Below are 25496 nucleotides of genomic sequence, written 5' to 3'. Positions count from 1 at the left end.
TGAATATTTCGTTCCCCAATAATACACTAATAAATTTTAACTTCTTAACAAAATTCTATACATGATTTTTTTTAATTTCTCAGGTATATGAACAAAGGTATAAATTAAAACTATATTTTGCATTTTTTCTACTCTTGTAATCATTTTGTTGTCAAACATAAAATGATTCAACACTTTCCAACTCTCAATTTGCTTTCTATTACTACGTCTAGTATACATCCCATTTCCTATACGTGCATAAACTAGAACTTTATTTAAGTTAGCGAATCTAGCTCCTGAATTTATCATTCGAACCCATAAATAGTAATCTTCAACAAATGGCAAATCCTGATATCCTCCTGCTGCCACTACTACAGACTTTTTATACATCACTGTCATATGGCACAGCGGATTACGTCTTTTACTCATTTTTAAAATGTCATCATGTTTTTCTGGCATTACTTTTAATGATTTTGTTTCTGAAATATCATTATCAAATTCTGCAATATTAGTTCCAAAAACATCAACTTTAGGATTATTTTTAATAAAATCTAATTGTTCCTCAAATCTTGTACTAGCAGCAATATCATCGGAATCCATTCTAGCAATCCAAACGTAAGTACATTTCGTGATACCATATTCGAGGGCCTTCCCCAAACCAGAATTTTTTTCCATTGAATAAGTTTTAAAATATGGAAGTTCACTCTTAAAGTGATCAATAACCTTATAAAGCTCACTAGTCAATGGCCCATCTTGAATCAACACCACTTCATCTGGCTTTATGGTTTGATTAGAGGTTATACTTTCAATTGCTAATTTTAAAAACTCAGGATTTTCTTTATGATATACCGACATCAAAACAGAGAATTGTATTTTTGCGCTACTCATTATTTCTCCTTAATTCTACCAGTTCCACCTTCAACAACACCTTCACTTTTGAGCACACTAATGAAAGTTCCAAAGAAACATTTTAAATCAAACAAGAAACTCATTTTTTTAGCATACTCACCATCAAGTTTGGCTTTTACATCAATTTCAAGCTCATCTCTACCATTAATTTGTGCCCATCCTGTCAATCCTGGATGAATGTTATTAGCACCATACTTATCACGTTCTTCAATCAAGTCATATTGATTCCACAATGCTGGTCGAGGTCCAATAATAGACATTTCACCCTTGAAGATATTAAATAACTGAGGTAATTCATCTAGACTAGTCTTTCTCAAAAAGCCACCAACCTTTGTAATCATTGCCGCTGGATTTTTGAGCATGTGAGTTGGCATATCACTAGGAGCATCAATATACATGCTTCTAAACTTGTAAATCATAAAATACTTTTTACCTTTTCCAACTCGTTTTTGTTTAAAAAGAACAGAACCTTTTGAGTCTAATTTTATCGCAATTACAATAATCAATAATATCGGGCTTAACACTAGAATAGCCAAACCTGAAATAATGACATCTAACATCCTTTTTAGCTTTAAGTACATGTTTATCTCCTCAATTTTTACCTTTTTAGAAGTCAAACTCCCTTGACCTCTAAGAAAGTAAAAATAATTTACTTTCTACTCCTGTTTTGCAAACTCAATTAATTTTTCTTTCAGTGTAACGACATTCAAATCTAATAATTTACTGATGAAATCTTCCACTTCTGCCATTGGTTTTGGTGTGACTTTTCCGATAAAGATTTTTTCATGGATTTGGTCACTCACACGTTCTTCTGATGACAACAATTCCTCATAAAGTTTCTCACCAGGGCGAATTCCTGATTCGACAATTCCAATCTCTTTTTCAGTGTGTCCACTAAGTTTGATGACTTTTTTAGCTAAGTCAAGAATCTTAACCGGCTCTCCCATGTCAAGAATAAATACTTCGCCCCCTTTAGCAAGGTAACCTGCTTGAATGACTAGTCGACTTGCCTCTGGTATGGTCATAAAGTACCGTGTCATTCGGAAGTCTGTTACAGTTAAGGGACCTCCTTGGGCAATCTGGTCTTTAAAGACTGGAACGACACTGCCGCGGCTTCCTAGAACATTACCAAAACGAACAGCAACAAACTGAGTTTGACCTGCTTCATTTAGTCCTGTGACAATCATCTCTGCGACACGCTTGGTAGCCCCCATCACATTTGGTGGGTTAACAGCTTTATCGGTAGACACCATGACAAACTTAGCAATACCAGCCGCCTTAGCTGCTTCAGCAACATTTTTTGTTCCAAAAATATTATTTTTAACTGCCTCACGAGGATTATATTCCATCAAAGGAACATGCTTATGAGCGGCAGCATGATAGATTACATCTGGTTTATAGTCTTTTATTAAGGAAAAAATCAAATCACGATCCTGAATATCTGCAATAATTGGGATGATTTCAAATTTTTCCTTGTACTTATTGGTTAATTCACGATGAATGAGGTAAATTGAGTTTTCTCCATGCCCTAGCAATAATAATCGCTTAGGAGTAAACTGCGATATTTGACGACAAATTTCAGAACCAATTGATCCTCCAGCACCCGTCACAAGAACTGTCTTATCTGAGAAAAAGTCACTTAATTGGCTTTGATCAAGCACTACTTCTTTTCGTCCCAAAAGATCTGCAATATCAATTTCTTTCAATTGATCCGTATTCACCTGTCCTAAGACTAGCTCCTCTACTGGAGGCATCACATTGACCGGAAGGTTGATTTCCTGGCAGATATCCAGAATCGTTTCTTGCTCACTCGCAGTTATTGAAGGGATTGCAATTGTTAACTGGTCTACACTTAACTCTTGAACCAGTCTAGGAATATCAAAATGATTGCCTAACACTTTAACACCGTGCAGGTAGCTTCCTTTTTTATCTAAATCTTTATCTAATATACCAACAATGTCAATATCCGTATCGCTATTTTGAACTGTTCGAATAAAAACACTTCCACCAGAACCTGCTCCTAGAACTAATGTTTTTTTCTTGTTAGTTTTTTTATGTGATTTATCTTTATAATGCCACTCGTAGACCAATCGCCATAAAATTCTTGGTGTAATCAGCATAGCATAAGATAACAAGGCACCTAAACAAATAAAACGCAAGCTAAAAACATTAAAAACAAAAAAAGAAAATCCTGTAAAAAAGACATAACTAGAAACTACCGAGATTCCGACACTGCCTAAACTTCTGTAGTCCGTGAAACGGTTAATAACCGAGAAAACTTTTAACATATAGGCAATGATAAGATAAAATAACGGAACTAAAATAATGGCAATTCTAAAATAATCACGAGTAATATGCGCAATAACATCTAAAAAGATTTGGCTAAGATACAGTGAGCTAATGATCAGCAAAGTATCTAATGCCATTAAAATGATTTTCTTATGATTACGTGTTAAAGTCATCCTAAATTATTCTCCAAATTCTCCTTTAACGCACTGTAAGGCTGCTGCTATGACTTGATGCATGTCATAGTAACGGTATTGACCGAGACGTCCACCAAAAATAACATTTTTTTGCTTCTCAGCTAATTTTTGATATTCCTTATAGAGATGATTATTGCGCTCGTTATTGACTGGATAGTACGGCTCATCCCCTCTAGTCCAAGTTTTTGAATACTCCTTGGTAATAATGGTTTTATCTTGCATACCGAACTCAAAGTGCTTGTGTTCAATGATACGTGTGTAAGGTGTCTCTGCATCGGTATAGTTAACCACAGCATTTCCTTGATAATTTTCCACGTTCAAGATTTCTGTGTCAAAGTGAAGGCTTCTGTACTCCAATTCACCAAGTTCGTAGTCAAAAAACTGATCAATCATTCCTGTGAACACAATTTTGGGAAAACTTTTTAAATACTCTCCTTTCTTATCAAAGAAGTCAATACCAGTCTCAACATCAATGTTCTCATGCGCTAGCATTTTTTCCACAATCTGAGTATAACCACCGATTGGTATGCCTTGGTAAGTATCATTAAAATAATTATTATCATAAGTTAAACGAACTGGTAAACGGCGAATAATAAAGGCTGGTAATTCAGTCGTTGGCTTGCCCCATTGTTTTTCGGTGTAGTCTTTGATGAGTTTTTCATAGATATCTGTACCAACAAGTGAAATGGCTTGTTCTTCGAGGTTTTCTGGTATCTTGCTATTTAGCACTGCACGTTGCTCATCAATCTTAGCTTGTGCTTCTGCTGGGGTTACAACACCCCAAAGTTTATTAAAGGTATTCATGTTAAATGGAAGGTTATAGATTTCACCCTTGTAGTTAGCCACTGGACTATTAGTGTAGCGATTAAATTCCGCAAATTGGTTCACATAGTCCCAAATTTCCTTATCAGATGTGTGGAAAATATGAGCACCGTACTCGTGCACTTGAATTCCTTCTACTTCTTTGGTGTAGATATTTCCTGCAATATGGTTACGTTTTTCAATAACCATAACTTTTTTTCCTTTTAAAGCAGCTTCATGAGCAAATACTGACCCAAAAAGACCCGCACCAACAACCAAATAATCATACATACCAAAAAAAGTACGTCCTGTGGGCACCTCTTCTTTTTCCATTAACAGCTAAATACCTTTCTATTTTTAGTGCTAACCATTCTTTGGCACACACTCCTCCATAATAAGCATATTAATTATAGCACAAATAATGGGAGTTTGACAGTTTTAAATTATAAAAAGTTCTATAACAGTTGATGCGATTTTACTAATAAAAATGTTGGACAAAAAGTCTAAAAAATAATAAATACCTTAGTTTAACTAACTCTGACAACTTCAAAAAGCGGATTTATTTCGCTTTAAACTTCAAAAGAGAAGACCAATCTAGTCCTCTCCTGTTGTTCATTATAAGTCACCCCGCTACAGCTAACAAAGCTCCGATTAACATCGCCAAGAAACGTTGATTTTAAGCTATTTTATATTATTCGATTTTAAGAGAACGGTTAAAAATTGAGTTTTTACCAACCTCTTTCGTTTCTATTATTCTGTACCTAGAACGCTATTTTGATGGTGACGTTTTTTAATAACATGATCCTTGATGATTTGATAGAGACTGGCTGCTAAAGGTACTGCTATTAGCATTCCTAAAATACCAGCTAGAGCACCGCCTATTGTGATAGCTACTAAAACCCACATGCCTGGTAAACCAATTGAGCCCCCAACTACTCGAGGGTAAATAAGATTACCTTCAAATTGTTGCAGAACTACTAGAAAAACAACAAACCAAAGTGCTTGAGTGATTGATTGAGTCGCTAGTAAAATAAACCCGATAACCAAGCCAATATAAGCTCCTACAACAGGAATAATGGCAGTAAATGCAACTAATACTCCTACTGTTGCAGCATATGGAAAGCCAAAGAGAGTCATTCCGAGAGCTGTAAGTGTTCCCAAAATCATTGCTTCCAGAGTCTGGCTGACAACAAATCCATGGAATCGTTTATCTAAAATGCCCACCACATAACGCACTGGTCCTGCATATTTTCCAAGATAAGTATCCATCAAAAGCCCAACTTGTCTGACTAAAGTTTCTTTATTTCCCAAAACATAGAGGGAAAAAATGAGGCTGACAAACACATTGAGTAAGGTTGAAGCAATAGAAGAGACTGAGGTTAAAACACCTGTCAAAACGCCTAAGACCTGTTGTAAAATTTGTTGACTATAGCGACTAATCGTTTGAGCTAAGTCTTTATCTTGTCCAATATAATCAAGTATTCTAGAGACGTAGGTATTATCATTCATTTCATTAATCCATTGATTAATAACAGAAGTATCTATCGCTAAAAGAGACTTAATACTTTCAATCAAATCTGGGAGGACAATAGAAAAAATCCAGACAATGACCACCACAAAAGTCAAATAAGCCAACGTCATTGATAAGCCACGCTTGACATTTTCTGCTCGTGTACCTGATAAAACGATACCAAATACACGTTCATAAACAGACATAACGATATTCACAATATAAGCGATAGCTGCACCAATTAAAAACGGTTGACTAGCCGACCAAACGGTACCTAAAAAATTAGCACCAGCCTTCCAATAGGCTTGAATCATGTAACAAAGTACAAATGCCGTGACAATCGAGTAAACGTGTTTTTTTTCAAAATTCATATGTTGATTATACCACACTTTCATTCAAATAAGATCCCAACACCTCCGCTAGACTCTCATAGGCTAACTGACTGAGGTGCAATCCATCTGTTGTGTACTTACTGGCTAACTGACCATCACCATCCAAAAGCAAGGGATAAAGGTCAATAAAATCCACTCCCGGCAAAGTTTTCAGATTGGCATTAAGTAACTGAATATCTGCATTTTTCCTTATTTTTACCATTTTGGAAAAAGCTTGCGCTTCATTTACAGGAAGAACCGAGAGCAGGTAGATTTCTGATTGAGGACTTAACATGCGAAGCTGGCTAACCAGCTCTGCTATTTTGCCAACCGTATCCGTCACCGAATAACCCAAACCAAGGTCATTGACCCCAATCATGAGAAAAAGCTTGCTAGCTTCAAGCGTTGCTACCTGCTCATCCAAATGTTCTAATAACCAGTTCGTATCTGTCCCTGCAATACCACGATTAACAAGTGGCAAATGTCTTCCCAGATATTTTTTGATTGGAAAAAATTCTGTAATCGAATCCCCTACAAAAACGATGCTTTCCGGCTCTACTTTTTCATTTTCCAAACGAAACTGTGCCAAGCGTTTTTGGTGATAAGCTGATAACTCTGGACTAATGGTATCAGTATTAGGCATCTAAATCTCCTTAAATAAAAAATCTCCTTTTACCTATTATAGCAAAAATGGTGCCTTAAACAAAAAACTACCTCAACATATGAAGTAGTTCTTAATAGATTATTTCACTTTTTCCTCTTTGTAGTCGCATTCTTCATGGCTACATGTGACTTGTTTGCCACCGCCACGAACTTTCTTTTCAACAAGGTAATGACCTGATTTTGGACAAGCGCGACCAACGGGCATATCCCAAGAAGTAAATTCGCAGTCTGGATAACGGTCACAACCGTAGAAAATGCGATTGCGTTTTGTCTTACGTTCAATGATTTGACCTTGTCCACAGGTTGGACAGGTCACGCCAATTTCTTTTGTAATGGCTTTTGTATTATGACAGTCTGGGAAATTGCTACAAGCGTAAAACTTACCAAAACGTCCCAACTTGATAACCATTGGATGACCACAGAGGTCACAATCAAAACCAGCTGGTTCATCCTTGATTTGGATTTTTTCGATTTCAGTCTCTGCTTTTTCCAACTCTTTAGAGAATGGCTGATAGAAAGCATCTATGACTTTTTGCCACTCTTCTTTACCAATTTCAACTTCGTCAAGTTTGCCTTCCATTTCTGCCGTAAACTTAACATCTACAATATCTGGAAAAAATTTGATAATGAGAGAGTTAACGATTTCACCAAGTTCTGTTGGTTCAAAGCGTTTTGCTGCTAATTTGACATAGTAGCGACGCTGAATCACATCAAGTGTCGGAGCATAAGTTGACGGACGTCCCACACCATTTTCTTCAAGCGTCTTGATAAGAGTTGCTTCCGAATAGCGTGCTGGTGGCTGAGTGAAATGCTGCTCTGGGCTTGTTAACACTTTTTTAACCGTGTCGCCTGCCGCCATTTCTGGAAGCATTTTATTTCTATCAGAGTCATTATATACAGCCATGTAGCCATCAAATTTGACCTGACTGCCATTAGCAACAAACATAACACCATTTTGTGACAGTTCCACCTTCATGGTATCAAAGACTGCAGCCGTCATCTGACTAGCGACAAAACGATTCCAGATGAGGGTATAGAGTTTAAGCTGATCTTTGTCTAAATATTTCGCAATACTCTCTGGTGTTTGATAGACATTTGATGGGCGAATCGCTTCGTGAGCATCTTGGGCGCCGGTGCTATTTTTGACACGATTCCCGTGCTTGGAATATTTGTCACCGAAACGTTCACTAATGTACGCTGCCGCTTGACCTTGGGCAATTGGACTAATACGAGTTGAGTCCGTACGCATATAGGTAATCAGACCCTGCTGGCCAGACCCGAGATTAATCCCTTCGTATAATTGCTGCGCAACCATCATGGTTTTACGGGTACGGAAATTAATTTTATTAGCTGCGTCTTGTTGCATTGATGATGTAGTGTAAGGAAGCGGAGCATTTCTACGACGTTCTTTCTTCTCCACATTATCAACAAGGAATTCATCTCCCTGTAAACGTGCCAGAACCGCCTTGACATCGTCATGATTAGTTAATTTGAGCTTTTTACCATCCACTCCATAAAAAGATGCTTCAAATTTTTTGGTTCCCTTTTTAAAGGCACCGTTGATGGTCCAGTATTCTTCTGGTTTAAAAGCCTTGATTTCATTTTCACGGTCAATAATAAGCTTTAGGGCAACAGATTGCACACGCCCCGCTGACAAGCCTTTTTTAACTTTCTTCCACAAAAGGGGTGAAATCGAATAACCAACGATACGGTCGAGGACGCGGCGTGCTTGTTGAGAATTCACTAAATTCATGTCAATTTGACGAGGTTCAACAAAGGCATTTTTTACCGTATCCTTTGTGATTTCGTTGAAAACAACACGATTCTTATCTGTCAAATCCAAGTCTAAAATGTGCGCCAAGTGCCAAGAAATCGCTTCTCCCTCACGATCCGGGTCACTTGCGAGGTAAACTTGCTTGGCACCCTTAGCTTCCTTTTTCAATGTCTTAATCAGGTCACCTTTACCACGAATATTGATGTATTCTGGCTCATAGTTATTCTCAAAATCAATAGACATAGAGGATTTTTTCAAATCACGGATATGTCCAACAGAAGCCACAACTTTATAATTGCGTCCTAAATATTTTTCAATGGTTTTAGCTTTGGCTGGTGACTCTACAATAACCAAATTCTTTGTCACCTTACTAGCTTTTTTCTTCGATGTTTTTTTCGTTTTACTAACTGTTGCAGTCGCCATAGATTTTCCTTTATTTTTTCAATTAAATCTATAGCATGATAACCCAGTTTTTTAATCCTGTCAATAGAAAACTTCTCCTATAGGAAAAAGTCAATTTTCTAAAAATACTCAGAAATGATGTCAAAGCCTGTAGTGACGCACTTTGCACCTTCTTGGATTAGATGATGACAGCCATCTGATTTTCCATCCAAAATATTACCTGGAACGGCAAAAATATCTCGTCCTTCTTCCATAGCTCGTTCACAAGTAATCAAACTTCCCGAGCGCATTTTTGCTTCCACCACGATAATGCCACGAGACAGTCCAGCTATGATCCGATTGCGCTCTGGAAAATGGAATTTCTTCGGTGCCTGACCAACCTCATATTCGGTCAAGAGAAGTTGATTTCTAGAGATATAGTCTTGTAATTTTGCATTTTCTTTAGGATAGTAAACATCTAAGCCACAACCGATAACCGCAATCGTTGCTCCACCATTTTTCAAAGCAGCCACATGGGCACTGGTATCAATCCCACGCGCCAGACCAGAGACAATCACAAAGCGATTCCCCATCTCCTTAATCAGCTTGGCTACAGATTGGGTACCAACTTCTGAGCACTTCCTAGAACCAACGACTCCTAGTTTTTCCTTATTCAAAAGATCTAAGTTCCCTTGGTAAAATAGCAGAGCAGGTGGATTATAGATATTTTTGAGTTCAAGTGGGTATTCCTTATCCAAAATTGACAAACTAGGAAAACGGTTGAACTCCTCACGCAGTTCCTTACTATTAAGATTTTTAAAGGTTTCGATAAATAGAACAGGATTTTTACATTGAGAAACCACTGCCATATCGCGTAAAGATAGAGATTTTTCAACACGCTTTTGATAGTCTAGGATATTTAAAATATTAAGATTGGTTAACCCAGCTTTTCGTAATTTGTATAAGTCAAAATTGTTCATGCCTTACCTCCACTTGATTATTCGTAGAAAAGCAAAAAAAGTTGAGCACCAACTCAACTTTCTAAGTATTTAATAATTTTAGCGGGATTACCAGCAATGACCACATTATCACCAAAAGACTTGGTCACAACGGATCCTGCACCAACAACGACATTATCACCAAGAGTTACCCCCGGTAAGATGGTCACGCCACCACCTAACCAGGCATTATTGCCAATAGTGATTGGTGCGCCATATTCTAGACCTGAGATACGTTCCTTGGCATCCAAGGGATGGAGGGGCGTCAAGAGCTGACAATTGGGACCAAACATGGCATTGTCACCAATTCTAATCTCACAGACGTCCAAAAAGGTCTGATTAAAGTTGGCATAAAAATTGTCACCAACATAGATGTTACTGCCATAATCACAGACAAAGCGTGGTTCGATCAGCAAGTTTTCACCTGTCCCTCCAAACCATGATTTGACCAGCGCCTTGCGCTTCTCCCTGTCGTCTTCATCATTAAATAAACGCATGTTCTCTCTGGCTTTTAAGCGCATGGCAACCAGTTCCGCATCCCCTGCATCATAGAGTTGCCCAGCTAGCATCTTGTCACGTTCCGTCATCCTAGTCTCCAATCATACTCTTAATCGGCTCAAAGGTCTTACGGTGAATCGGAGTAATCCCTAATGTTTTCAGACCTTTTAAGTGGTCTGCTGTGCCATAACCAGCATTTTTGGCAAAGGCATAGCCAGGAAAAGTTTCATCATAATCTGCCATCATATCATCACGCGTCACCTTTGCAACAATAGAAGCTGCGGCGATTGACAACGAATTGGCATCCCCTTTGATAATAGACTGCTGCGGCAAATGAACATCCAAAGTCATGGCATCAATCAACAGTCCATGTGGTTTGATTGATAGGTTTTCAAGCGCCTCTATCATGGCTAACTTGGTCGCCTCATAGATATTGACCTCATCAATGACCTGACTATCCTTTATTCCAATACCGACTGCTAAAGCCTCTGCCATAACAGCATCGTAAATGGCACGGTGCTTGCTTTTGGGAATTTTTTTACTGTCATTCAAGCCTTGAATTTTACAGTCTTTCGGCAAAATGACTGCTGCTGCGACAACCGGACCAGCTAAGGGACCTCTGCCCACTTCATCAATCCCTGCGATCAGCTCAATCCCTTCGGCATACCAGGCCTTTTCGTAGCACAGCATTTTTTCCAAACGTAGCTCCTCGTCAATGAGGGCTTGAATGGCTTTGCGACGTTGTTTAATCGCTGTCTGCACTCCTGCACGGGCATCCTTGGCAAAGTCTTCCCATCGACTGTCTTCAAGAGTTGTAATACCTTGGAGGACTTCCTTAATTTCCTTAATCGTTGCCATCTAAATCACTGACCTTATCTAGCGTGTAAAGACCGAGCTTGCCATCACGAACTTCTTTGACAAATAATTGGTAAAAGCGGTCATAATCGTCTCTAAAACCCAATTTTCGAGTCATAGACATAATAATTTCAGGAGCCTCATCGTCAAGGTTAATCCCCTTAAATCGTTCCTGTAAACGCTCTGGGTAATTTTCTTTGAAATAGGTCAAACCAAAAATAGTCACCTCATCCATGGGCAACAATTGATCCTTGATTGCGCCTGTCAAAGCTAATTTTAGCCCAACTAACTCATCTTCAAATTTGGGCCAAAGAATTCCTGGTGTGTCCAAGATTTCCAAATTTTTATTGGATTTCAACCATTGCTGCCCCTTAGTAACACCTGGTTTATTGCCGACAACTGCAATTTTCTTCCCTGCTAAGCGGTTCATTAGCGTTGATTTACCAGCATTTGGAATACCGATAATCATGGTGCGTAGGGTTTCTTTTTGAATACCACGTTCACGCAACTTAGCAATCTTATCTGCCATCAAGTCTTGTGCTGCCTTGGTTACTTTTTTAACTGTAGATTGCTCTTTGGAGTTGATTAACAAGGTTTTAATGCCTTGTTTTTCATAGTAGCTCTGCCATTCTTTAATCAAAGCCATGTCAGCTAAATCAGCCTTGTTCAAAATGAGCAGACGAGGTTTGTCTCCTACAATCTTTGTCAGCATGGGATTTTGACTGGATAAGGGAAGCCTTGCATCCACCAAAATTGTCACGAAATCCACGTGCTTTAAATTTTCTTGTACCTGTCTCCGAGCTTTAGACATGTGCCCAGGAAACCATTGAATAGTTGCCATGAGTTTATAGTTCCTTTCATATCAAGGGTTTGAATAGCCAAATCTCAATTATTTAATTCAGATAGAAATCCTCAATCTTCTTTCCATTAATATCTTCATTCTTATCTATTATAGCATGATTTTGAAGATTTGACCGTCATATGTTTTCATCTAACAAACAGTCATTTTCTCTCTAGATAATGCTTACCAAAACTCAAAATGTTTTTTTGGGTTGCTTTCTTATAAAATACAGATACTAAAAAATCTGAGGAATCCTGTTTAGAAAAAATCTTCTTTTGAAAAGAGTAAAAGCTGTTCCTTGAACTGAAACTGCTTCTACTCTTTTATTTTCCATTTTTTTAAAAAGTCATCCAAATGCCAGCTAGGCTTAAAGTCGGGCTTACTATTTTGAGCAAACGCCGTCACTAGATTCCAAAGCGACTTTTGAATCAAGGCTTGTTGCTTTTTGTCCAACTGATTCATAGTCCCAAATGCAGATAAGAGTTTGAGAATAGCTTCCTTAGTTGTTAAATCATTAAGACTGTTAATACCTGCATCCATCAAGGTATCAAAAAGTAAATCAACGATTACTTTCAATTCTGACTTGCTAAGTTCTGATACCCATTGGTCAAATGTTTTATCCAATTGCTTGCTGAGATTGGTTGGTTCATTGCTAATAAAATGGCCTTTTTCAGAAATTTTCCAAGTCGTTACTGCATGCTGCGACACTCCAAATTGGTTTGCATCTATGATAAATGGTGTTACATCCAATTGTAACATAACACCTACAATTGATTCTTTAGGTCTCATGACAATTAGTTTATCTCGAATCCCCTGGTAACCTTCTTTCTTGAAAAAAATTGGCTTAAAACCTGGAGCATCAAGCATAAAGACTGCTTTAATTTTCTTTTGAAGCACCGCTTTTTGATGACTGGCTGCATAAACTGCTAAATTACCACCTTTGGAATGTCCTGTCACATAGACTGGTTGCTCTGCTTTTTCCAAAAACTGTTGAAGATAGGTGACCGCAGAACGCTGGGCTGGAATCTCGCTCATATAGGTCAATTTAAAATCTTCTTTCCAACCAATGAGGGTATCATCTGTTCCCCGAAAAACCAGCTGCCAATGATTAATAGAAGGAATATGGAAAACCATTGCCGCAAACTGTTTTTCAAACTCTTTACTAATATCATTCACATAATGAGATAGTATCAAATCTTTGAAACGCTTGCTATTGAGCATAGCATCAAATAGCTTCACTCTATCCTTGGTTAGCATAAAATCATACTGAATAGCAGATTTTTCTTTCTTTAATCTCTGGCGCATATCTTTAAAAGAAAGGGCAGTATCCTGCGTTACATAACCATCAAAAGGGAGGTAGGCCAACTCATTAAGGCAAACAATATCCAAATCATTCAAAGCCAATTCTTCAAAATCTTTGTTTGAAGCACTGTTAACATAATCACAAATCGTTGGCATAACGTCGCCCTCCTTCAATCCTTTTGATTGTACAAATATTTCAGTCGCCAGTCAAGAAAAAAAGTGGTATAATGTAAAACAGTTTGATTTCCAAATAAAAGAAAGGGAATGTTAATGAGTAAAATTAACCCAATTATCAAAATAGCCAAAGTACAATTTTATAGATTTATCGTTGCTTTATGTGGAGTGATCGGTGTTGGTATGCAAATCTATCAAGATGGCTTTGGTATGCTACTTTATTATACCGTTATTTCAAACATCCTTGTTTTTAGTTTTCTCTTCTATCTTATTGGCTGGGAAGGTAAGAATGGTTCTATAAATCATTCTTCAAAATTATTACGTTCAAAGGGGGCTGTAACAATGGCTATCATGATCACAGCCGTTGTCTATCATTTTATGCTAGCTCCTTTAGCAGAACCTCACGCTTATTGGAATATTCGTAATTTCCTTGTTCATTACATAGCACCAATCGGATTTATTCTTGATACGCTTATAATTGATAAGAAAAATAGCTATCGTTGGTTTGACCCACTAACTTGGACTTCATTCCCTTTAGGGTATTTTGCTTTTGCTATTTTTAATGGTATGGTATTACAACTACCGATTCCTGGCGCTAAAGACAGCCCTTATGCTTACTTCTTTATTAATGTCAATAAATTTGGACTTCAAAAGGTACTCATTAATTCACTTATCATTGCTTCAGCCTATGTTGTCGGAGGTTACCTTCTTCTTTTAGTGAAAAAACTTGTTGGAGCTAACTGCAAAGAAACTGTCAGATGAGGAGCTTGATAAACCTTTCAGAATACAGTAAAAGGCATGGAATGATGTTCTTAAAAAACGTCAATTCTATGCCTTTTTAATTGTTCGATAGTCATTTTATGGTAGATTGAGAAAATATAGTTAATTGAACATAGATTAGGACAAAATATAGAATAACTAATTAGGATTATCTTTGATCAAAATGATTCATCGACGTCATGTTCTTAATTCAAATTACTATAATAGGGCAAGGCTAGGAGCTTCTGATAGAACTAGACTTCATCAAAGCTATTTAATGATGTCCTAACCTTTATTCAATCCACTATAAAAGACAGTATGAAACTTGACTTTTTGACTCTATCCTTTTTTAACGACTCTATAATTTGATACCACAAAAAAACGACCTTAGCAGAGGTCGCTTAAACAGTAACTCATTATTTACCTAATTTTGCTTTAGCTGCATCTGCAAGAGCTGTGAAAGCTGCTGCATCATTAACAGCAAGGTCAGCAAGCATTTTACGGTTTACTTCGATTTCAGCAAGTTTCAAACCATGCATCAATTGTGAGTATGACAAACCATTCATACGAGCAGCCGCGTTGATACGAGTGATCCATAATTTACGGAAATCACGTTTTTTCTGACGACGGTCACGGTATGCATAGTAGTAAGAGTTCATTACTTGCTCTTTTGCAGTACGGAACAAGATGTGTTTTGCTCCATAGTAACCTTTAGCTAATTTAAGAATACGTTTACGACGTTTGCGTGAGACAACGCCACCTTTAACACGTGCCATTTATATTTTCCTCCAAATAATTCAGTAAGTAGTTGAATGCTTCTAGCGATTAACGCATTTGAGTAAGCATTGCTTTGATACGTTTAAAGTCACCAGCATGTACCATGCCTGCTTTACGCAAGTGACGACGTTGCTTTTTAGTTTTCCCGTGGAAACGGTGAGATGTGAAAGCACGGAAACGTTTAAGACCACCAGAACCTGTACGTTTGAAACGTTTAGCTGATGCGCGGTGTGTTTTTTGTTTTGGCATTTTAGAATTCTCCTCTATAAATATATTATCTGACTATTTCTTGTCAGGGATTGGTGCAAGTTGCATAAACATTTGGCGCCCATCCATTTTAGCGCGTTGCTCAATAATTGCAATATCTTGTGTTGCTTCAGCAAATTCTGCTAACACCTTTGCACCAATTTCTTTATGGGTAATCATACGTCCTTTAAATCGAATAGAAACTTTGACTTTATTTCCCTTTTCAAGAAACTTACGGCCATTACGAAGTTTTGTCTCAAAGTCACCTTTATCAATTACTGGGCTAAGACGAACTTCTTTAACCGTTACAACGCTTTGTTTTTTACGTTGTTCTTTTTGTTTCTTTTGATATTCGAATTTGAACTTACCATAGTCCATAATTTTCGCAACTGGCGGTGTCGCTTGTGGTTGAATTAAAACCAAATCAACATTTGCTTGGTCAGCAATGGCTTGCGCTTCTGACAATGGCTTGATTCCTAATTGTTCACCTTCAAGACCAACCAAACGAACTTCGCGAACACGAATTTCGTCGTTGATGAATAGATCTTTTTTAGCTATGATCTTCACCTCTTCATTTTTTTAGAGAAAACCAAAAGCGGACTTGACAAACCAAGCCCGCACACATTTTATTTCATTACTGAAATTTGACATGTAGGGCCAGACAACCTAGGTCGCAAGGCGAGAAGTTCTCACTTCTGCTTTTCTCATTGCTACCATTGTAACAGATAGACTAGCCCTTGTCAATAATTTTTTTCGCTTTTTCTTGAATAAAGTTGACAACTCCTTCAATGTTAACCCCTGTTGTATCAAAAGTAATAGCGTCATCAGCCGCCTTAAGCGGTGATACTTTACGGTGACTATCTTTATAATCGCGCGCCGCAATCTCTTCTTTTAACGTTTCAAGATCCGTTGGAATTCCTTTTTCAAGGTTTTCTTTATAACGTCTTTCTGCACGCTCATCAACAGAAGCAATTAAGAAAATTTTTAATTCTGCATCAGGTAAAACAACTGTCCCTATGTCACGGCCATCCATAATAATGGCTCCTTTTTCAGCGATTCGGCGCTGTTGCGCAACTAATTCTTCACGAATTTCTGGTAAAGCTGAAATCCAAGAAACATTATTTGTGATATCATTTTGACGGATGGCCAGGGTGACATCTACATCACCTAGAAAAACCAATTGATTTCCTTCAATGTCTCTGCCAAAAGAAATAGGGTGTTCATCTAATTGCTGTAAAATCATCGCTACATTTTCATCTGTCAAATCATTTTTCAAAGCAAGATAAGTTGCACAACGGTACATCGCACCTGTATCTAAATAAGTGTACCCAAGATTTTTAGCAATAATTTTCGCTACCGTTGATTTCCCACTTGAGGCAGGTCCATCAACAGCAATTCTAATATTTTTCATGTCTTACTTTCTAATCAATGTAAACCACATCGCCAGGATTTGCCCACCACGTTCCACCAGGACCAGTCATTTTTTCAGGATTTAAGGCATAAAGCTTGTCTAAAGATATTCCAACACGTGCCGCAATAGCACCCGCCCCCTCACCTGCTTCTACAACCGTCGTTCCACCATTTCGGATAACCGCTTCAGTCTGACTAACACTGGTCGTTTCAGTGGGTTCTTCTAATTGTGATACTGACTGCGTTTCGCTAGAATCAGACTCTGATTTTTTATTTTTAGTATCAACTTGAGTAGAAGCACCGTAAAAACCAGTCGTAGCCTCTTCACGACTCGTATTGCCATTTGAGGTATAGAAAGCGAACAATAAAACTCCAACAAAAATAACGAAAAAGATACTCAGCAAAATTGTCAAAATCGGTGTTTGAACGCCAGCATTTTTTCGCTCTTTCCTAGACTCTCCCTGTTCATCTTTGGGAAACACCTGCTCTTCCCATGGTTCTTTACTCATGATTTCTCCCTTGTTAAATCTAAAAATTCATATTACAATGATACCATGAAAGTATCTATAATTCCAGAAAAATGTATTGCTTGTGGCCTTTGCCAAACCTACTCAACAGCCTTTGATTATCATGATGACGGCATTGTTAAATTCACTAATAGCAATCTACTCACTCAACAGTTTGATGACACAGATCATGACACACTTCTCGCCGTCAAATACTGCCCAACCAAGGCCCTTATTAATGAGTAGAAACCTTTTTGTCGTCCTGGTAGTGTTCAAAATAGTCCAACTTGATAAAATTATCCAAAAGCTCAACTTCTCCCACAAAATCTGGGTGAATGGCAAGAGCATCCAGAAAATATTTCTTAGGCCACTTTCTCATGTAGTATAACTGGCTTTGACCGTTTGTCAAAACTAAACTTAAAGTGGTCTTGGTTACTTCTACTTTCTCAATATCAGAAATGAGCACATAGGTTTGCTTCCAAAACTGACTATCGACAATCTCTAAGCGACCATCGTCTCCAATGATAAAGTAACGATGGAAGCCAAGACTAAACAGGGTTCCAAATACTCCTATCATAACAAAAAATGCCATTGGAACGTCTGTTTTTTCATAGAGCATGGACAAACCAATAAAAATAGGTAAAAAGGTCAGTGACCAATAAATCAATAACCATGATAACTCTGGTTGCCAATGATATCTGATTTTCCCAAAAAGTTTAATCATGTCACTTCCCCTTTCCATATAATGACATCAAAAGGAGGTTGGGACAAAAATATCCCCGCCTCTTAAATTTTAGTTTATAGATAACTTGATGCAGTGGTTGATTGGAGGTCTGCTTTTTATTTTCAAGTGTCTGCCTAAAATAATCCACTGGACAGATTTAGCCTGAGCTTAGAAATGAGATAACAAGAGGAAGCCAAAACTACGAAATCATGACTCCTGTCCTATTCTCATTGTAACATATTTTATAGCTTGTTTCTAATTTTTATCCCTATATGTTGAAATCCCGATGATAACATCAACTGCTTTTTCCATGGTTTGTAGGCTGACATATTCAAAGCGACCATGCATGTTTTCACCGCCTGCAAAGATGTTTGGTGTTGGAATTCCCATAAAGGAAATTTTAGAGCCATCTGTACCGCCACGAATTGGTTCGATGATTGGTTTAATCTCAAGATTTTCCATAACAGACTTGGCAATATTAACTGGTGTCATGTCTTTTTCAATGACTTTTTTCATGTTATAGTATTGGTCGTGAAGGGTCAAAATGACGCGTTCTTCTCCGAGTTCTGCATTCATCTTAGCTGCGATTTTCTCCATTTCAGCTTTGCGATTTTCAAAAGCCTTATCCTCAAAGTCACGGATAATATAAGAGCTTGTCGCCTCATCAACAGTTCCACTCAAACCATGAAGATGATAGAACCCTTCATAACCTTCTGTATGCTCAGGGCGTTCTCCAGCAGGTAGTTGATTATGGAAATCTGTTGCTAATTGCAGGGCGTTAATCATGCTATTTTTAGCTGTTCCTGGATGAACATTTCGCCCGATAAAGCGAAGTTCCGCTGCGGCTGCGCTAAAAGTTTCATATTGAAGTTCACCGAGTGGTCCACCATCAATGGTATAGGCAAAGTCAACGTTAAAGTCCTCAACATCAAATTTATTAGCACCAACACCAATTTCTTCATCTGGACCAAACCCAACACGGATTTCTCCATGCTCAATTTCAGGGTGGCTTGCAAGGTATTCAACAGCAGTCATAATTTCAGCAATACCTGATTTATCATCAGCACCAAGAAGTGTTGTCCCATCTGTTGTAATTAAGGTTTGTCCTTTGTAATTATCAAGATTTGGAAAATCCTTTGGAGATAGGCTATAGCCTGATGAACCAAGTGCAATATCACCACCGTCATAGTTTTCAATGACTTGTGGCGCAATATTTTCAGCATTAAAATCAGCGGTATCAATATGAGAAATATAACCAATGGTGTGCTTGAACCCCTCGCCATTAGCTGGTAAAGTACCAACAATATAGCCATTGTGCTCTAAATAATGCACATCAACAAGCCCAATGCGCTCCATTTCTGGCTTCAAGATATTGAGTGCAAAATCCGTTTGACTTGGTGTAGATGGTGTTGTCGTGCTGTTTTCATCTGAACGTGTGTTAATTTTAACGTAGGTTAAAAAGCGGTCTAGTAAATTTTCGTACATGTTAGTTTCCTTCTAAATCTTATGATAAGCATTGTAAACCTCTTGACGATTGAGGTTGTAAGTTTTAGCGACTTCCTTGATGGCTTGATTGGGCTTTTTCCCTTGAGAAATGAGCTGTGCAACTAAATCCTCTAGGTCTAATTCGTCCACGATGTCATCAGAAATAACATCCTCAGAAGCTCCTGAAACTAAAATCAAGCATTCTCCTTTCAGAGGATTTTCTAATAGATAAGTTAAAACTTCTGAAATCTTTCCACGTTGGTATTCTTCGTAAAGTTTAGTCAATTCTCTAACCACGACAACATCACGGTCACCATAGATTTCCAACATATTTTCCAGCGTATCAGATACACGATAAGGGCTTTCGTAAAAAATTTGGGTCTCTGGGTAAGCTTTTTTTTCTTGGAAAAATGCCTTTTGCTGCCCTGCTTTTCTCGGTAAAAAACCATGAAAAATATGTGGTTGAGGAGCTAATCCTGATGCAATTAAAGCTGTGATGCCAGCAGAAGCCCCTGGCAAAGAAACGACAGAAATCTCTTCTGAAATGGCCGATTTAACCAAATCATGTCCTGGGTCAGAGATGGAGGGCATTCCCGCATCAGATACCTGAGCCAGACTTTTGCCTTCTTTTAATAGAGCAATCAAGTCTGGTATTTTTTCAAAAGCATTGTGTTCGTGAAAGGAGATTTGTCTCGTTTCAATATCAAAATGCTTTAATAACAAACCAGTGTTTCTCGTGTCCTCTGCGCAGATAACATCAACATTTTTTAACGTTTCAACTGCACGAAAAGTCATGTCTTGTAGATTTCCAATAGGGGTTGGAACCAAATAAAGGGTTCCATAACTTGTTTTCCCCTTAAAGGATTTTTGAACTTGCATGGTGTTCTCCTTTTAGTACGATACGTGAGTCTGTGACAGACACCCGTCAGTTCTCAAATCATCAAAATTAGAAAAATCAAAATGATAATCTTGTTATTATTGATTTTCTCTATTAATTATTTTCGACTGTATAGAAGTTCCATACAAAAGGCACAATCTTCTTTATTTTCCCGATGTTGACCATAAAAATCATTGCAAACATGGAATCCTTCTTCATAAATGGATTCCATATGCTCTTTTCCTCGAGTCGAGTGTCTGAGAGGCTGTTCATCAATAATTAATTGACTAAGATGCTCCCGTAAGGCTGTATTTTCCATACGAAGACGCGCATTTTCTTCAAAAACTTCTTGGACTTTCTTTCTCATGGCATCAAATTCTGCTAGACTTACCATAAATTGTTGAGAGAAAGCTTCCATTTGTTCCAGTAATGCTTTTTTATTCATTCATCCTCCTTCTTCTCTAAGCAATCACAAAATAATCTAAGGCATTTTGAAAACTAACATTAGCTTGCCACATGCGTCTTGCTTGATAACAGTCTGTTAACAACTTTGGATTATTTTTTTCTGATAGGATAACCGTTAGTAATCTAAACGTCAAATCTTGAAAATCTTTTTCTGATGCAAGGGATGATAGTCTTGACACTTCTAAATAAGCTTTGTCACTCTCTTGATTTAAAAGTTTGACAAATTTTTCCAACATTCGTTCCAAATCTAACACCTTACTATTTTGGGACAAGGCTAGCGCCTCTGATTCATTTGTTGCAACTTGCGCTAGAAGACGTGCTTGACTTTTCAAAAGTCCTTGTTGTAACAATAGGTCTTCTAAATATTGCTGATTTTTGACAAAGCGAAATAATTGACAACGGCTTTTAATTGTTGGCAGTACCTTACTTTCATCACTGGTGAGCAAGATCACGTAAGACTGACTTTGAGGCTCTTCAATAAATTTTAAAAGACTATTTGCCGCATTACTATGCATTTTATCTGCATCTTTAATGATAAAAACTTGTGATTTTCCTTCAAACCCTGAACGAGAAAAATCACGCGTCAACTCTCGAATAGTATCTGTTTTTATCAGTTGTCCTTGAGGTTCCACAATTTTCACATCTGAAAATTCTCGTTGTTCAATTAAACGACAGGATCTACAAACTTCACAAGGCAAACCATCGGAGAGTTGTTCGCAAAATCGACTTTTGGCTAACCAAAGCGCTAATTCAAACGAACCAAAGTCTCCAGAAAAAAGATAGGCATGGCTCATGTGACCATTCTTTAGAATATAAGAAAACCGTTCAAAATGTTTGGATTGGTGTAGGGCTAATTTCATTTCTCTACCTTTTCTAAGGCTGATAAAACAACTTGATAAGCATCATTGATAACTTTTTCAAGAGACTGACTCGCATCAATCGTTACCACGCGATTACTTTCTTGATTAGCTAATTTCAAATAACCAGAACGTACTTTCTGATGCATGCTGAGAGCTTCTAAATCGAGCCGATTAACTTCTCGCTCTGCATTTTTTGAAATACGATCTAGTCCAATCTCTGACGGCACATCAAAATACAGGGTTAGGTCTGGTTTATGCCCATCTGTTGCATAGTCATTAAGCCAATCAATGGCAGAAATATCAAGACCTCGTCCATATCCTTGATAAGCCACTGAACTATCAATAAAACGATCGACCAGAACCAATTTACCTGCTTTTAAAGCAGGTAAAACCTTTTCAACTAAGTGTTGGCGGCGAGCGGCGATATAGAGCAAAAGCTCTGTTTTTTCATCCATATTGGTATGTTCGACATCAAGAATAACATCTCGAATTTTTTCTGATATTGCGATGCCACCTGGCTCTCTAGTTGTGATGATTGCATCGTCAACTTTCTCCTGTAATCGTGGCACCAAAGCCTCTAATACACTTGTTTTACCAGCACCATCTGGACCTTCAAAAGATACCAAAAAACCTTTTTTCATATGACTTCTTTCTGTTTATCATTTCTTCTATTTTACCAAAAAATCATGTAAAAGAGAGTGGGACAAAATCGTTAAATCGTCAACAAATGACGATTTCGCTTTTCCTCGCTTTCTGGTTTATAAGCTCAAGCTGAAACTGTCCACTGGACAGTTTCACTCCCACATCCGCATAGCTCCAAAGGTTTTGGAAACCTTTGGAGGTGAGGAATAAGTCGAACGAAGTTCGTCTCAATCGTTAAGGTCTGAGAGACCTTTGAAAGGTTGGAAATAAGATGAACGGCGTTCATCACATTCGTATAGGATGGCCGCTAACGATTGAGTGGTACTAAAATAGTCCAGTGGACTATTTTAGGTTCGAGCTTGAAAACGAATGAGCGAGAATAATCCAGTGGATTATTTTAGGTGGACACTTGAAAATAAAGAAGTGTCCAGTCTAGGACTTCCAATCAACCACTGCGTCGATCTGTTATTACTATCAAAAAGAGAAGGTTGAGATATTTTGTCCCAACCTCTAACAAACTAAAATCCCGCCTTAGCCTGTGTTTTGACAAGACTATCAATCCTTATTCCTTGATTCTCTAATTTTTCTCTAAGGATTTCTGCATCAAAATTTCCATCAATTTGAACTTCTACGACGACCTTCCCATGACGTTCATCAGCAATTACCGTACGTCTAATGTTAAGATTTTCATCTGAAATGGTTTTGACAATTTTTTCAAGAACTCCGACACTATCTTCAGTCAAAACACGCACACGAATCCCTTCCTCACCATAGCCTGAAACCCTGAGAAATGTTCGGAAAACATCTTTATCCGTAATAATACCAGAAACATAGCCATCTTCCGCTACTGGGAGGACACCAATGTTGTGAGTCATCATTAGGAAAATAGCATCTTCAAGACTAGCGTATGGATCAACTGTGATAACATTTTTTATCATAACATCACGTATTTTTGTCTTATTGAGTAAATAATTCATCTCGTAGATAGATAAACTTGTGGCCTTGGAAGGCTGAGCCTCCGCCATTGTGCCTTCTGTAACAAGACCAACTAAGCGATCCTTTTCAATAACTGGAAGTCTACGCAATCCTTGTTCTCTCATTAAGTCAGCTGCATGAGCTACTGTTGTTTCTGGCGAAACATAGACAACTTTTCGAGTCATAAAATCTTTTACTGCCATAGAAATTCCTCCGACTATTTTCTTAATATCATTATAACATGTTTTTGGAAAGGTTTACATTAAAAGAATGATATTTACTGAAAAATCACTTTTTTGGTTCTAATGCTGGTCTCGTCTTTCACGTCTCTCTTGAATAATTTGCAACACATCACCACGTCTTGTTTCAATATCTCCTTCTCGCCTACGCTGAAAAGAGGAGTTTAACACCGCACCGATAATCAAGATCTTAGCAAAAAAGATAAACCAGAACATGACTACCAAAATCGCTACTGAACCAAAAAATCGTAAATCTTCTAACCTTGCGATAGCCAAATTAAAGTAAGCTCCAAAAAGACTAGTTGTTAGCAAGAGAACAATACTGGTAAAAAGTGTTCCTGGTAAAACGTTTCTTATTCGTTTTATTTTGACATTTGGCAAAATAAAATATAGCAAGCTTACAGCAATTAAAAAAACCAGAAACGTCAAGGGCTGAGTTAGATGCGATAGACTGTTGTAGAGTCCGCTATCAATATGCCAGTGTTGGTAAATAATATTAAGCACCGCTTTGCCAAAGGTAGATATAAAGATGGCTAAGATCAAAAACAAGACTAAAATCACACCTGATAGCACACCGATTGCATGAGATAGTACAAAATCGCGATGCTCTTGCACATCGTAGGCTTTATTAATTGCTTTTTGTAAAAAGGTCATACTTTTAGCAGTCGTCCATAGTCCCGTTAAAACGGATACCCACACAAGACCACTTGATGAGGTGTTAAAAATATTGCTTATAATACCGGACGTGCTTACATACAATTGATGCGGTAAGTTATCCCTTAAAAAAAGCAAAAGTTCACTGGTATCAATATTGAGATAAGGAAAAATATTAGCTAATAAAATCAGAAAAGGAAAGATGGTTAATAGTAAGTAGTACGCTACTGCAATGCTTGATAAATCCATTTCCGAAGCCTTATAATGCTCTAGAAAAAAAGTCAAGAATTGACTGTTCTGAAGACGATTCACTAATTTTTTCATCTTGACCTTACTCCTTAGTAGCTTTTAATTTATCAGATTGGCTTATTTTTTTACAATTAAGCCACTTTTACACATCCTTGAAAGTTCTATCTATCTCTGTTTTTCCAAAGAAATACATCACTTAATACGTTCGTTCTTCTCCTTGACTGGTCAAAATAACTGGACCGTCTTTTGTGATGACAAATTGATGTTCATATTGACAAGAAAGTCCTCCATCAAGTGTTTTATGAGCCCACCCAGTCTTTACATCGGTATCAATTTCCCAGGTACCCGTATTAATCATTGGTTCAACAGTCAAGACCATGCCTTCTTTCAAGCGCAGACCACGACCAGCTATTCCATAGTTAGGCACCATTGGTTCCTCATGCATTGTAGGACCTACACCATGTCCCACTAGGTCACGTACTACACCGTAGCCATGACTTTCTGCGTATTTCTGAATCGCAGCACCAATATCTCCGATACGATTTCCAACAACTGCTTGTTCAATACCACGATACATTGCTTCTTTAGTCACAGCCATGAGATTTTTGACTTTGTCAGACACGTTTCCAATAGCATATGCCCAACACGAATCTGCTAAGCCACCTTTGTAATTTTCAGTGTGCTTTTTCATCTCAGCAACATTATCAAAATTTAATTTTGAAACATCTAGCACCGCTTTATCCAAAGGCTCAGATAAAACCATGTCAACCTTTAAAAGGTCACCATCTTTGAGGATATAATGACGCGGAAAAGCGTGTGCAACTTCATCGTTGAGTCCACAGCAAGTCGCATAAGGATAATCCATGAGATGACCGTCTACACCGATTTGAAGAGGTAAAACATTTTCTTCTTTACAGCGGCGACGAACATATTCCTCAACTTCCCACATGTCAACACCTGGTTTTAACAATTCACGAAGGCCTATATGAATTGAGGCAAGAAAATCCCCTGCTTTATCCATAGCTTCAATTTCACGTTGTGATTTTAAAGTGATCAAATTTTTCTCCTTTTTATATCTTAATCTTTATT

28 protein-coding genes and 1 other annotated feature are annotated in these 25496 nt (G+C 37.8%); of the genes, 2 read left to right on the top strand and 26 right to left on the bottom strand.

Features of this window, described 5'->3' with window-relative positions:
• Nucleotides 1-36 precede the first annotated feature (36 nt).
• The 12 genes from ACFPQ3_RS04535 to ACFPQ3_RS04480 form a co-directional block, all read right to left on the bottom strand.
• Complete coding sequence (locus ACFPQ3_RS04535) at nt 37-867, bottom strand: glycosyltransferase (protein WP_198039888.1); 831 nt, start codon at nt 865-867, stop codon at nt 37-39.
• The gene (locus tag ACFPQ3_RS04530; RefSeq protein ID WP_156805734.1) at nt 867-1469 is read right to left on the bottom strand and encodes a sugar transferase; all 603 of its coding nucleotides are present in this window, start codon (nt 1467-1469) and stop codon (nt 867-869) included. The genes ACFPQ3_RS04535 and ACFPQ3_RS04530 overlap by 1 nt, the downstream gene beginning before the upstream one ends.
• A gap of 75 nt (nt 1470-1544) precedes the next feature.
• Complete coding sequence (locus tag ACFPQ3_RS04525) at nt 1545-3350, bottom strand: polysaccharide biosynthesis protein (RefSeq protein ID WP_156805733.1); 1806 nt, start codon at nt 3348-3350, stop codon at nt 1545-1547.
• Nucleotides 3351-3356: 6 nt separating this feature from the next.
• A complete protein-coding gene (glf, locus tag ACFPQ3_RS04520) occupies nt 3357-4463 on the bottom strand; it encodes a UDP-galactopyranose mutase (RefSeq protein ID WP_156805760.1) in 1107 nt (368 codons plus the stop codon).
• A 459-nt stretch (nt 4464-4922) separates the two neighbouring features.
• The gene (locus ACFPQ3_RS04515) at nt 4923-6053 is read right to left on the bottom strand and encodes an AI-2E family transporter (RefSeq protein ID WP_156805732.1); all 1131 of its coding nucleotides are present in this window, start codon (nt 6051-6053) and stop codon (nt 4923-4925) included.
• Nucleotides 6054-6060: 7 nt separating this feature from the next.
• Nucleotides 6061-6696, bottom strand: coding sequence for an SGNH/GDSL hydrolase family protein (locus tag ACFPQ3_RS04510; RefSeq protein WP_156805731.1), 636 nt, complete (start codon nt 6694-6696; stop codon nt 6061-6063).
• 99 nt (nt 6697-6795) lie between these two features.
• Nucleotides 6796-8913, bottom strand: coding sequence for a type I DNA topoisomerase (gene topA / locus ACFPQ3_RS04505; RefSeq protein WP_156805730.1), 2118 nt, complete (start codon nt 8911-8913; stop codon nt 6796-6798).
• Between the two features lie 98 nt (nt 8914-9011).
• A complete protein-coding gene (gene dprA / locus ACFPQ3_RS04500) occupies nt 9012-9851 on the bottom strand; it encodes a DNA-processing protein DprA (RefSeq protein ID WP_156805729.1) in 840 nt (279 codons plus the stop codon).
• 53 nt (nt 9852-9904) lie between these two features.
• Complete coding sequence (locus ACFPQ3_RS04495; protein WP_156805728.1) at nt 9905-10456, bottom strand: sugar O-acetyltransferase; 552 nt, start codon at nt 10454-10456, stop codon at nt 9905-9907.
• Between the two features lies 1 nt (nt 10457).
• Entirely contained in the window at nt 10458-11225 is a 768-nt protein-coding gene (locus tag ACFPQ3_RS04490; protein ID WP_156805727.1) for a ribonuclease HII, read from the bottom strand.
• Complete coding sequence (gene ylqF / locus ACFPQ3_RS04485) at nt 11212-12063, bottom strand: ribosome biogenesis GTPase YlqF (protein WP_156805726.1); 852 nt, start codon at nt 12061-12063, stop codon at nt 11212-11214. Before ylqF ends, ACFPQ3_RS04490 begins: the two co-directional genes overlap by 14 nt.
• 315 nt (nt 12064-12378) lie before the next feature.
• Nucleotides 12379-13521: an Mbeg1-like protein gene (locus ACFPQ3_RS04480; protein ID WP_156805725.1), complete on the bottom strand. Its 1143-nt coding sequence runs from the start codon at nt 13519-13521 to the stop codon at nt 12379-12381.
• A gap of 141 nt (nt 13522-13662) precedes the next feature.
• On the opposite strand from ACFPQ3_RS04480, the gene ACFPQ3_RS04475 reads away from it, so the two are divergent.
• Nucleotides 13663-14301, top strand: coding sequence for a Pr6Pr family membrane protein (locus ACFPQ3_RS04475; protein ID WP_156805759.1), 639 nt, complete (start codon nt 13663-13665; stop codon nt 14299-14301).
• 413 nt (nt 14302-14714) lie between these two features.
• Here the strand turns inward: ACFPQ3_RS04475 and rplT are convergent, their stop codons facing one another.
• The 5 genes from rplT to ACFPQ3_RS04450 form a co-directional block, all read right to left on the bottom strand.
• Nucleotides 14715-15074, bottom strand: coding sequence for a 50S ribosomal protein L20 (gene rplT, locus ACFPQ3_RS04470; protein WP_000124834.1), 360 nt, complete (start codon nt 15072-15074; stop codon nt 14715-14717).
• Nucleotides 15075-15123: 49 nt separating this feature from the next.
• Complete coding sequence (rpmI, locus tag ACFPQ3_RS04465) at nt 15124-15324, bottom strand: 50S ribosomal protein L35 (RefSeq protein WP_027974444.1); 201 nt, start codon at nt 15322-15324, stop codon at nt 15124-15126.
• A gap of 33 nt (nt 15325-15357) precedes the next feature.
• On the bottom strand, nt 15358-15888 hold the full coding sequence (gene infC / locus ACFPQ3_RS04460) for a translation initiation factor IF-3 (protein WP_156805724.1): 531 nt from the start codon (nt 15886-15888) through the stop codon (nt 15358-15360).
• 14 nt (nt 15889-15902) lie between these two features.
• Nucleotides 15903-16028, bottom strand: a sequence feature (ribosomal protein L20 leader region).
• 23 nt (nt 16029-16051) lie between these two features.
• Nucleotides 16052-16732 (bottom strand): (d)CMP kinase, encoded by a 681-nt coding sequence (cmk, locus tag ACFPQ3_RS04455; protein WP_156805723.1) that lies wholly within the window; start codon nt 16730-16732, stop codon nt 16052-16054.
• A gap of 10 nt (nt 16733-16742) precedes the next feature.
• Complete coding sequence (locus tag ACFPQ3_RS04450; protein ID WP_156805722.1) at nt 16743-17240, bottom strand: SAG1386/EF1546 family surface-associated protein; 498 nt, start codon at nt 17238-17240, stop codon at nt 16743-16745.
• A 45-nt stretch (nt 17241-17285) separates the two neighbouring features.
• Between ACFPQ3_RS04450 and ACFPQ3_RS04445 the strand changes: the two genes are divergently transcribed.
• Nucleotides 17286-17483 (top strand): ferredoxin, encoded by a 198-nt coding sequence (locus ACFPQ3_RS04445; protein WP_156805721.1) that lies wholly within the window; start codon nt 17286-17288, stop codon nt 17481-17483.
• On the opposite strand, the gene ACFPQ3_RS04440 is transcribed toward ACFPQ3_RS04445, so the two are convergent.
• The 9 genes from ACFPQ3_RS04440 to ACFPQ3_RS04400 form a co-directional block, all read right to left on the bottom strand.
• Entirely contained in the window at nt 17473-17961 is a 489-nt protein-coding gene (locus tag ACFPQ3_RS04440) for an EbsA family protein (protein WP_156805720.1), read from the bottom strand. The genes ACFPQ3_RS04445 and ACFPQ3_RS04440 overlap by 11 nt on opposite strands.
• Nucleotides 17962-18216: 255 nt before the next feature.
• Nucleotides 18217-19446, bottom strand: a complete 1230-nt coding sequence (gene pepT / locus ACFPQ3_RS04435) for a peptidase T (RefSeq protein WP_156805719.1) — start codon at nt 19444-19446, stop codon at nt 18217-18219.
• A gap of 12 nt (nt 19447-19458) precedes the next feature.
• Nucleotides 19459-20325, bottom strand: a complete 867-nt coding sequence (gene rsmI, locus ACFPQ3_RS04430) for a 16S rRNA (cytidine(1402)-2'-O)-methyltransferase (RefSeq protein WP_156805718.1) — start codon at nt 20323-20325, stop codon at nt 19459-19461.
• A 116-nt stretch (nt 20326-20441) separates the two neighbouring features.
• Nucleotides 20442-20768 (bottom strand): DNA replication initiation control protein YabA, encoded by a 327-nt coding sequence (gene yabA / locus ACFPQ3_RS04425; protein WP_156805717.1) that lies wholly within the window; start codon nt 20766-20768, stop codon nt 20442-20444.
• A gap of 16 nt (nt 20769-20784) precedes the next feature.
• Nucleotides 20785-21648 (bottom strand): DNA polymerase III subunit delta', encoded by an 864-nt coding sequence (locus ACFPQ3_RS04420; protein ID WP_156805716.1) that lies wholly within the window; start codon nt 21646-21648, stop codon nt 20785-20787.
• Complete coding sequence (tmk, locus tag ACFPQ3_RS04415; protein WP_156805715.1) at nt 21645-22289, bottom strand: dTMP kinase; 645 nt, start codon at nt 22287-22289, stop codon at nt 21645-21647. Before tmk ends, ACFPQ3_RS04420 begins: the two co-directional genes overlap by 4 nt.
• A 519-nt stretch (nt 22290-22808) precedes the next feature.
• On the bottom strand, nt 22809-23468 hold the full coding sequence (locus ACFPQ3_RS04410) for a CBS domain-containing protein (RefSeq protein WP_156805714.1): 660 nt from the start codon (nt 23466-23468) through the stop codon (nt 22809-22811).
• A 99-nt stretch (nt 23469-23567) separates the two neighbouring features.
• Complete coding sequence (locus ACFPQ3_RS04405) at nt 23568-24482, bottom strand: YihY/virulence factor BrkB family protein (RefSeq protein ID WP_156805713.1); 915 nt, start codon at nt 24480-24482, stop codon at nt 23568-23570.
• A gap of 121 nt (nt 24483-24603) precedes the next feature.
• Entirely contained in the window at nt 24604-25464 is an 861-nt protein-coding gene (locus ACFPQ3_RS04400) for a methionyl aminopeptidase (RefSeq protein ID WP_156805712.1), read from the bottom strand.
• Nucleotides 25465-25496 lie beyond the last annotated feature (32 nt).

The sequence above is a fragment of the Streptococcus caledonicus genome (genome assembly GCF_042656225.1).
GTDB lineage: Bacteria > Bacillota > Bacilli > Lactobacillales > Streptococcaceae > Streptococcus > Streptococcus caledonicus.
This window is presented reverse-complemented; position numbering and strand designations above follow the sequence as displayed.

What these genes read in the sequence shown, in the direction of transcription:
- ACFPQ3_RS04440 (WP_156805720.1), bottom strand. Translation starts at nt 17,961, where the DNA reads ATGATTAAACTTTTTGGGAAAATCAGATATCATTGGCAACCAGAGTTA.
- ACFPQ3_RS04410 (WP_156805714.1), bottom strand. Translation starts at nt 23,468, where the DNA reads ATGGCAGTAAAAGATTTTATGACTCGAAAAGTTGTCTATGTTTCGCCA.
- ACFPQ3_RS04420 (WP_156805716.1), bottom strand. Translation starts at nt 21,648, where the DNA reads ATGAAATTAGCCCTACACCAATCCAAACATTTTGAACGGTTTTCTTAT.
- rpmI (WP_027974444.1), bottom strand. Translation starts at nt 15,324, where the DNA reads ATGCCAAAACAAAAAACACACCGCGCATCAGCTAAACGTTTCAAACGT.
- ACFPQ3_RS04525 (WP_156805733.1), bottom strand. Translation starts at nt 3,350, where the DNA reads ATGACTTTAACACGTAATCATAAGAAAATCATTTTAATGGCATTAGAT.
- ACFPQ3_RS04530 (WP_156805734.1), bottom strand. Translation starts at nt 1,469, where the DNA reads ATGTACTTAAAGCTAAAAAGGATGTTAGATGTCATTATTTCAGGTTTG.
- ACFPQ3_RS04515 (WP_156805732.1), bottom strand. Translation starts at nt 6,053, where the DNA reads ATGAATTTTGAAAAAAAACACGTTTACTCGATTGTCACGGCATTTGTA.
- ACFPQ3_RS04495 (WP_156805728.1), bottom strand. Translation starts at nt 10,456, where the DNA reads ATGACGGAACGTGACAAGATGCTAGCTGGGCAACTCTATGATGCAGGG.
- topA (WP_156805730.1), bottom strand. Translation starts at nt 8,913, where the DNA reads ATGGCGACTGCAACAGTTAGTAAAACGAAAAAAACATCGAAGAAAAAA.
- ylqF (WP_156805726.1), bottom strand. Translation starts at nt 12,063, where the DNA reads ATGGCAACTATTCAATGGTTTCCTGGGCACATGTCTAAAGCTCGGAGA.
- ACFPQ3_RS04445 (WP_156805721.1), top strand. Translation starts at nt 17,286, where the DNA reads ATGAAAGTATCTATAATTCCAGAAAAATGTATTGCTTGTGGCCTTTGC.
- pepT (WP_156805719.1), bottom strand. Translation starts at nt 19,446, where the DNA reads ATGTACGAAAATTTACTAGACCGCTTTTTAACCTACGTTAAAATTAAC.
- ACFPQ3_RS04405 (WP_156805713.1), bottom strand. Translation starts at nt 24,482, where the DNA reads ATGAAAAAATTAGTGAATCGTCTTCAGAACAGTCAATTCTTGACTTTT.
- cmk (WP_156805723.1), bottom strand. Translation starts at nt 16,732, where the DNA reads ATGAAAAATATTAGAATTGCTGTTGATGGACCTGCCTCAAGTGGGAAA.
- dprA (WP_156805729.1), bottom strand. Translation starts at nt 9,851, where the DNA reads ATGAACAATTTTGACTTATACAAATTACGAAAAGCTGGGTTAACCAAT.
- yabA (WP_156805717.1), bottom strand. Translation starts at nt 20,768, where the DNA reads ATGAATAAAAAAGCATTACTGGAACAAATGGAAGCTTTCTCTCAACAA.
- rsmI (WP_156805718.1), bottom strand. Translation starts at nt 20,325, where the DNA reads ATGCAAGTTCAAAAATCCTTTAAGGGGAAAACAAGTTATGGAACCCTT.
- ACFPQ3_RS04510 (WP_156805731.1), bottom strand. Translation starts at nt 6,696, where the DNA reads ATGCCTAATACTGATACCATTAGTCCAGAGTTATCAGCTTATCACCAA.
- glf (WP_156805760.1), bottom strand. Translation starts at nt 4,463, where the DNA reads ATGTATGATTATTTGGTTGTTGGTGCGGGTCTTTTTGGGTCAGTATTT.
- rplT (WP_000124834.1), bottom strand. Translation starts at nt 15,074, where the DNA reads ATGGCACGTGTTAAAGGTGGCGTTGTCTCACGCAAACGTCGTAAACGT.
- ACFPQ3_RS04490 (WP_156805727.1), bottom strand. Translation starts at nt 11,225, where the DNA reads ATGGCAACGATTAAGGAAATTAAGGAAGTCCTCCAAGGTATTACAACT.
- ACFPQ3_RS04450 (WP_156805722.1), bottom strand. Translation starts at nt 17,240, where the DNA reads ATGAGTAAAGAACCATGGGAAGAGCAGGTGTTTCCCAAAGATGAACAG.
- ACFPQ3_RS04480 (WP_156805725.1), bottom strand. Translation starts at nt 13,521, where the DNA reads ATGCCAACGATTTGTGATTATGTTAACAGTGCTTCAAACAAAGATTTT.
- tmk (WP_156805715.1), bottom strand. Translation starts at nt 22,289, where the DNA reads ATGAAAAAAGGTTTTTTGGTATCTTTTGAAGGTCCAGATGGTGCTGGT.
- ACFPQ3_RS04535 (WP_198039888.1), bottom strand. Translation starts at nt 867, where the DNA reads ATGAGTAGCGCAAAAATACAATTCTCTGTTTTGATGTCGGTATATCAT.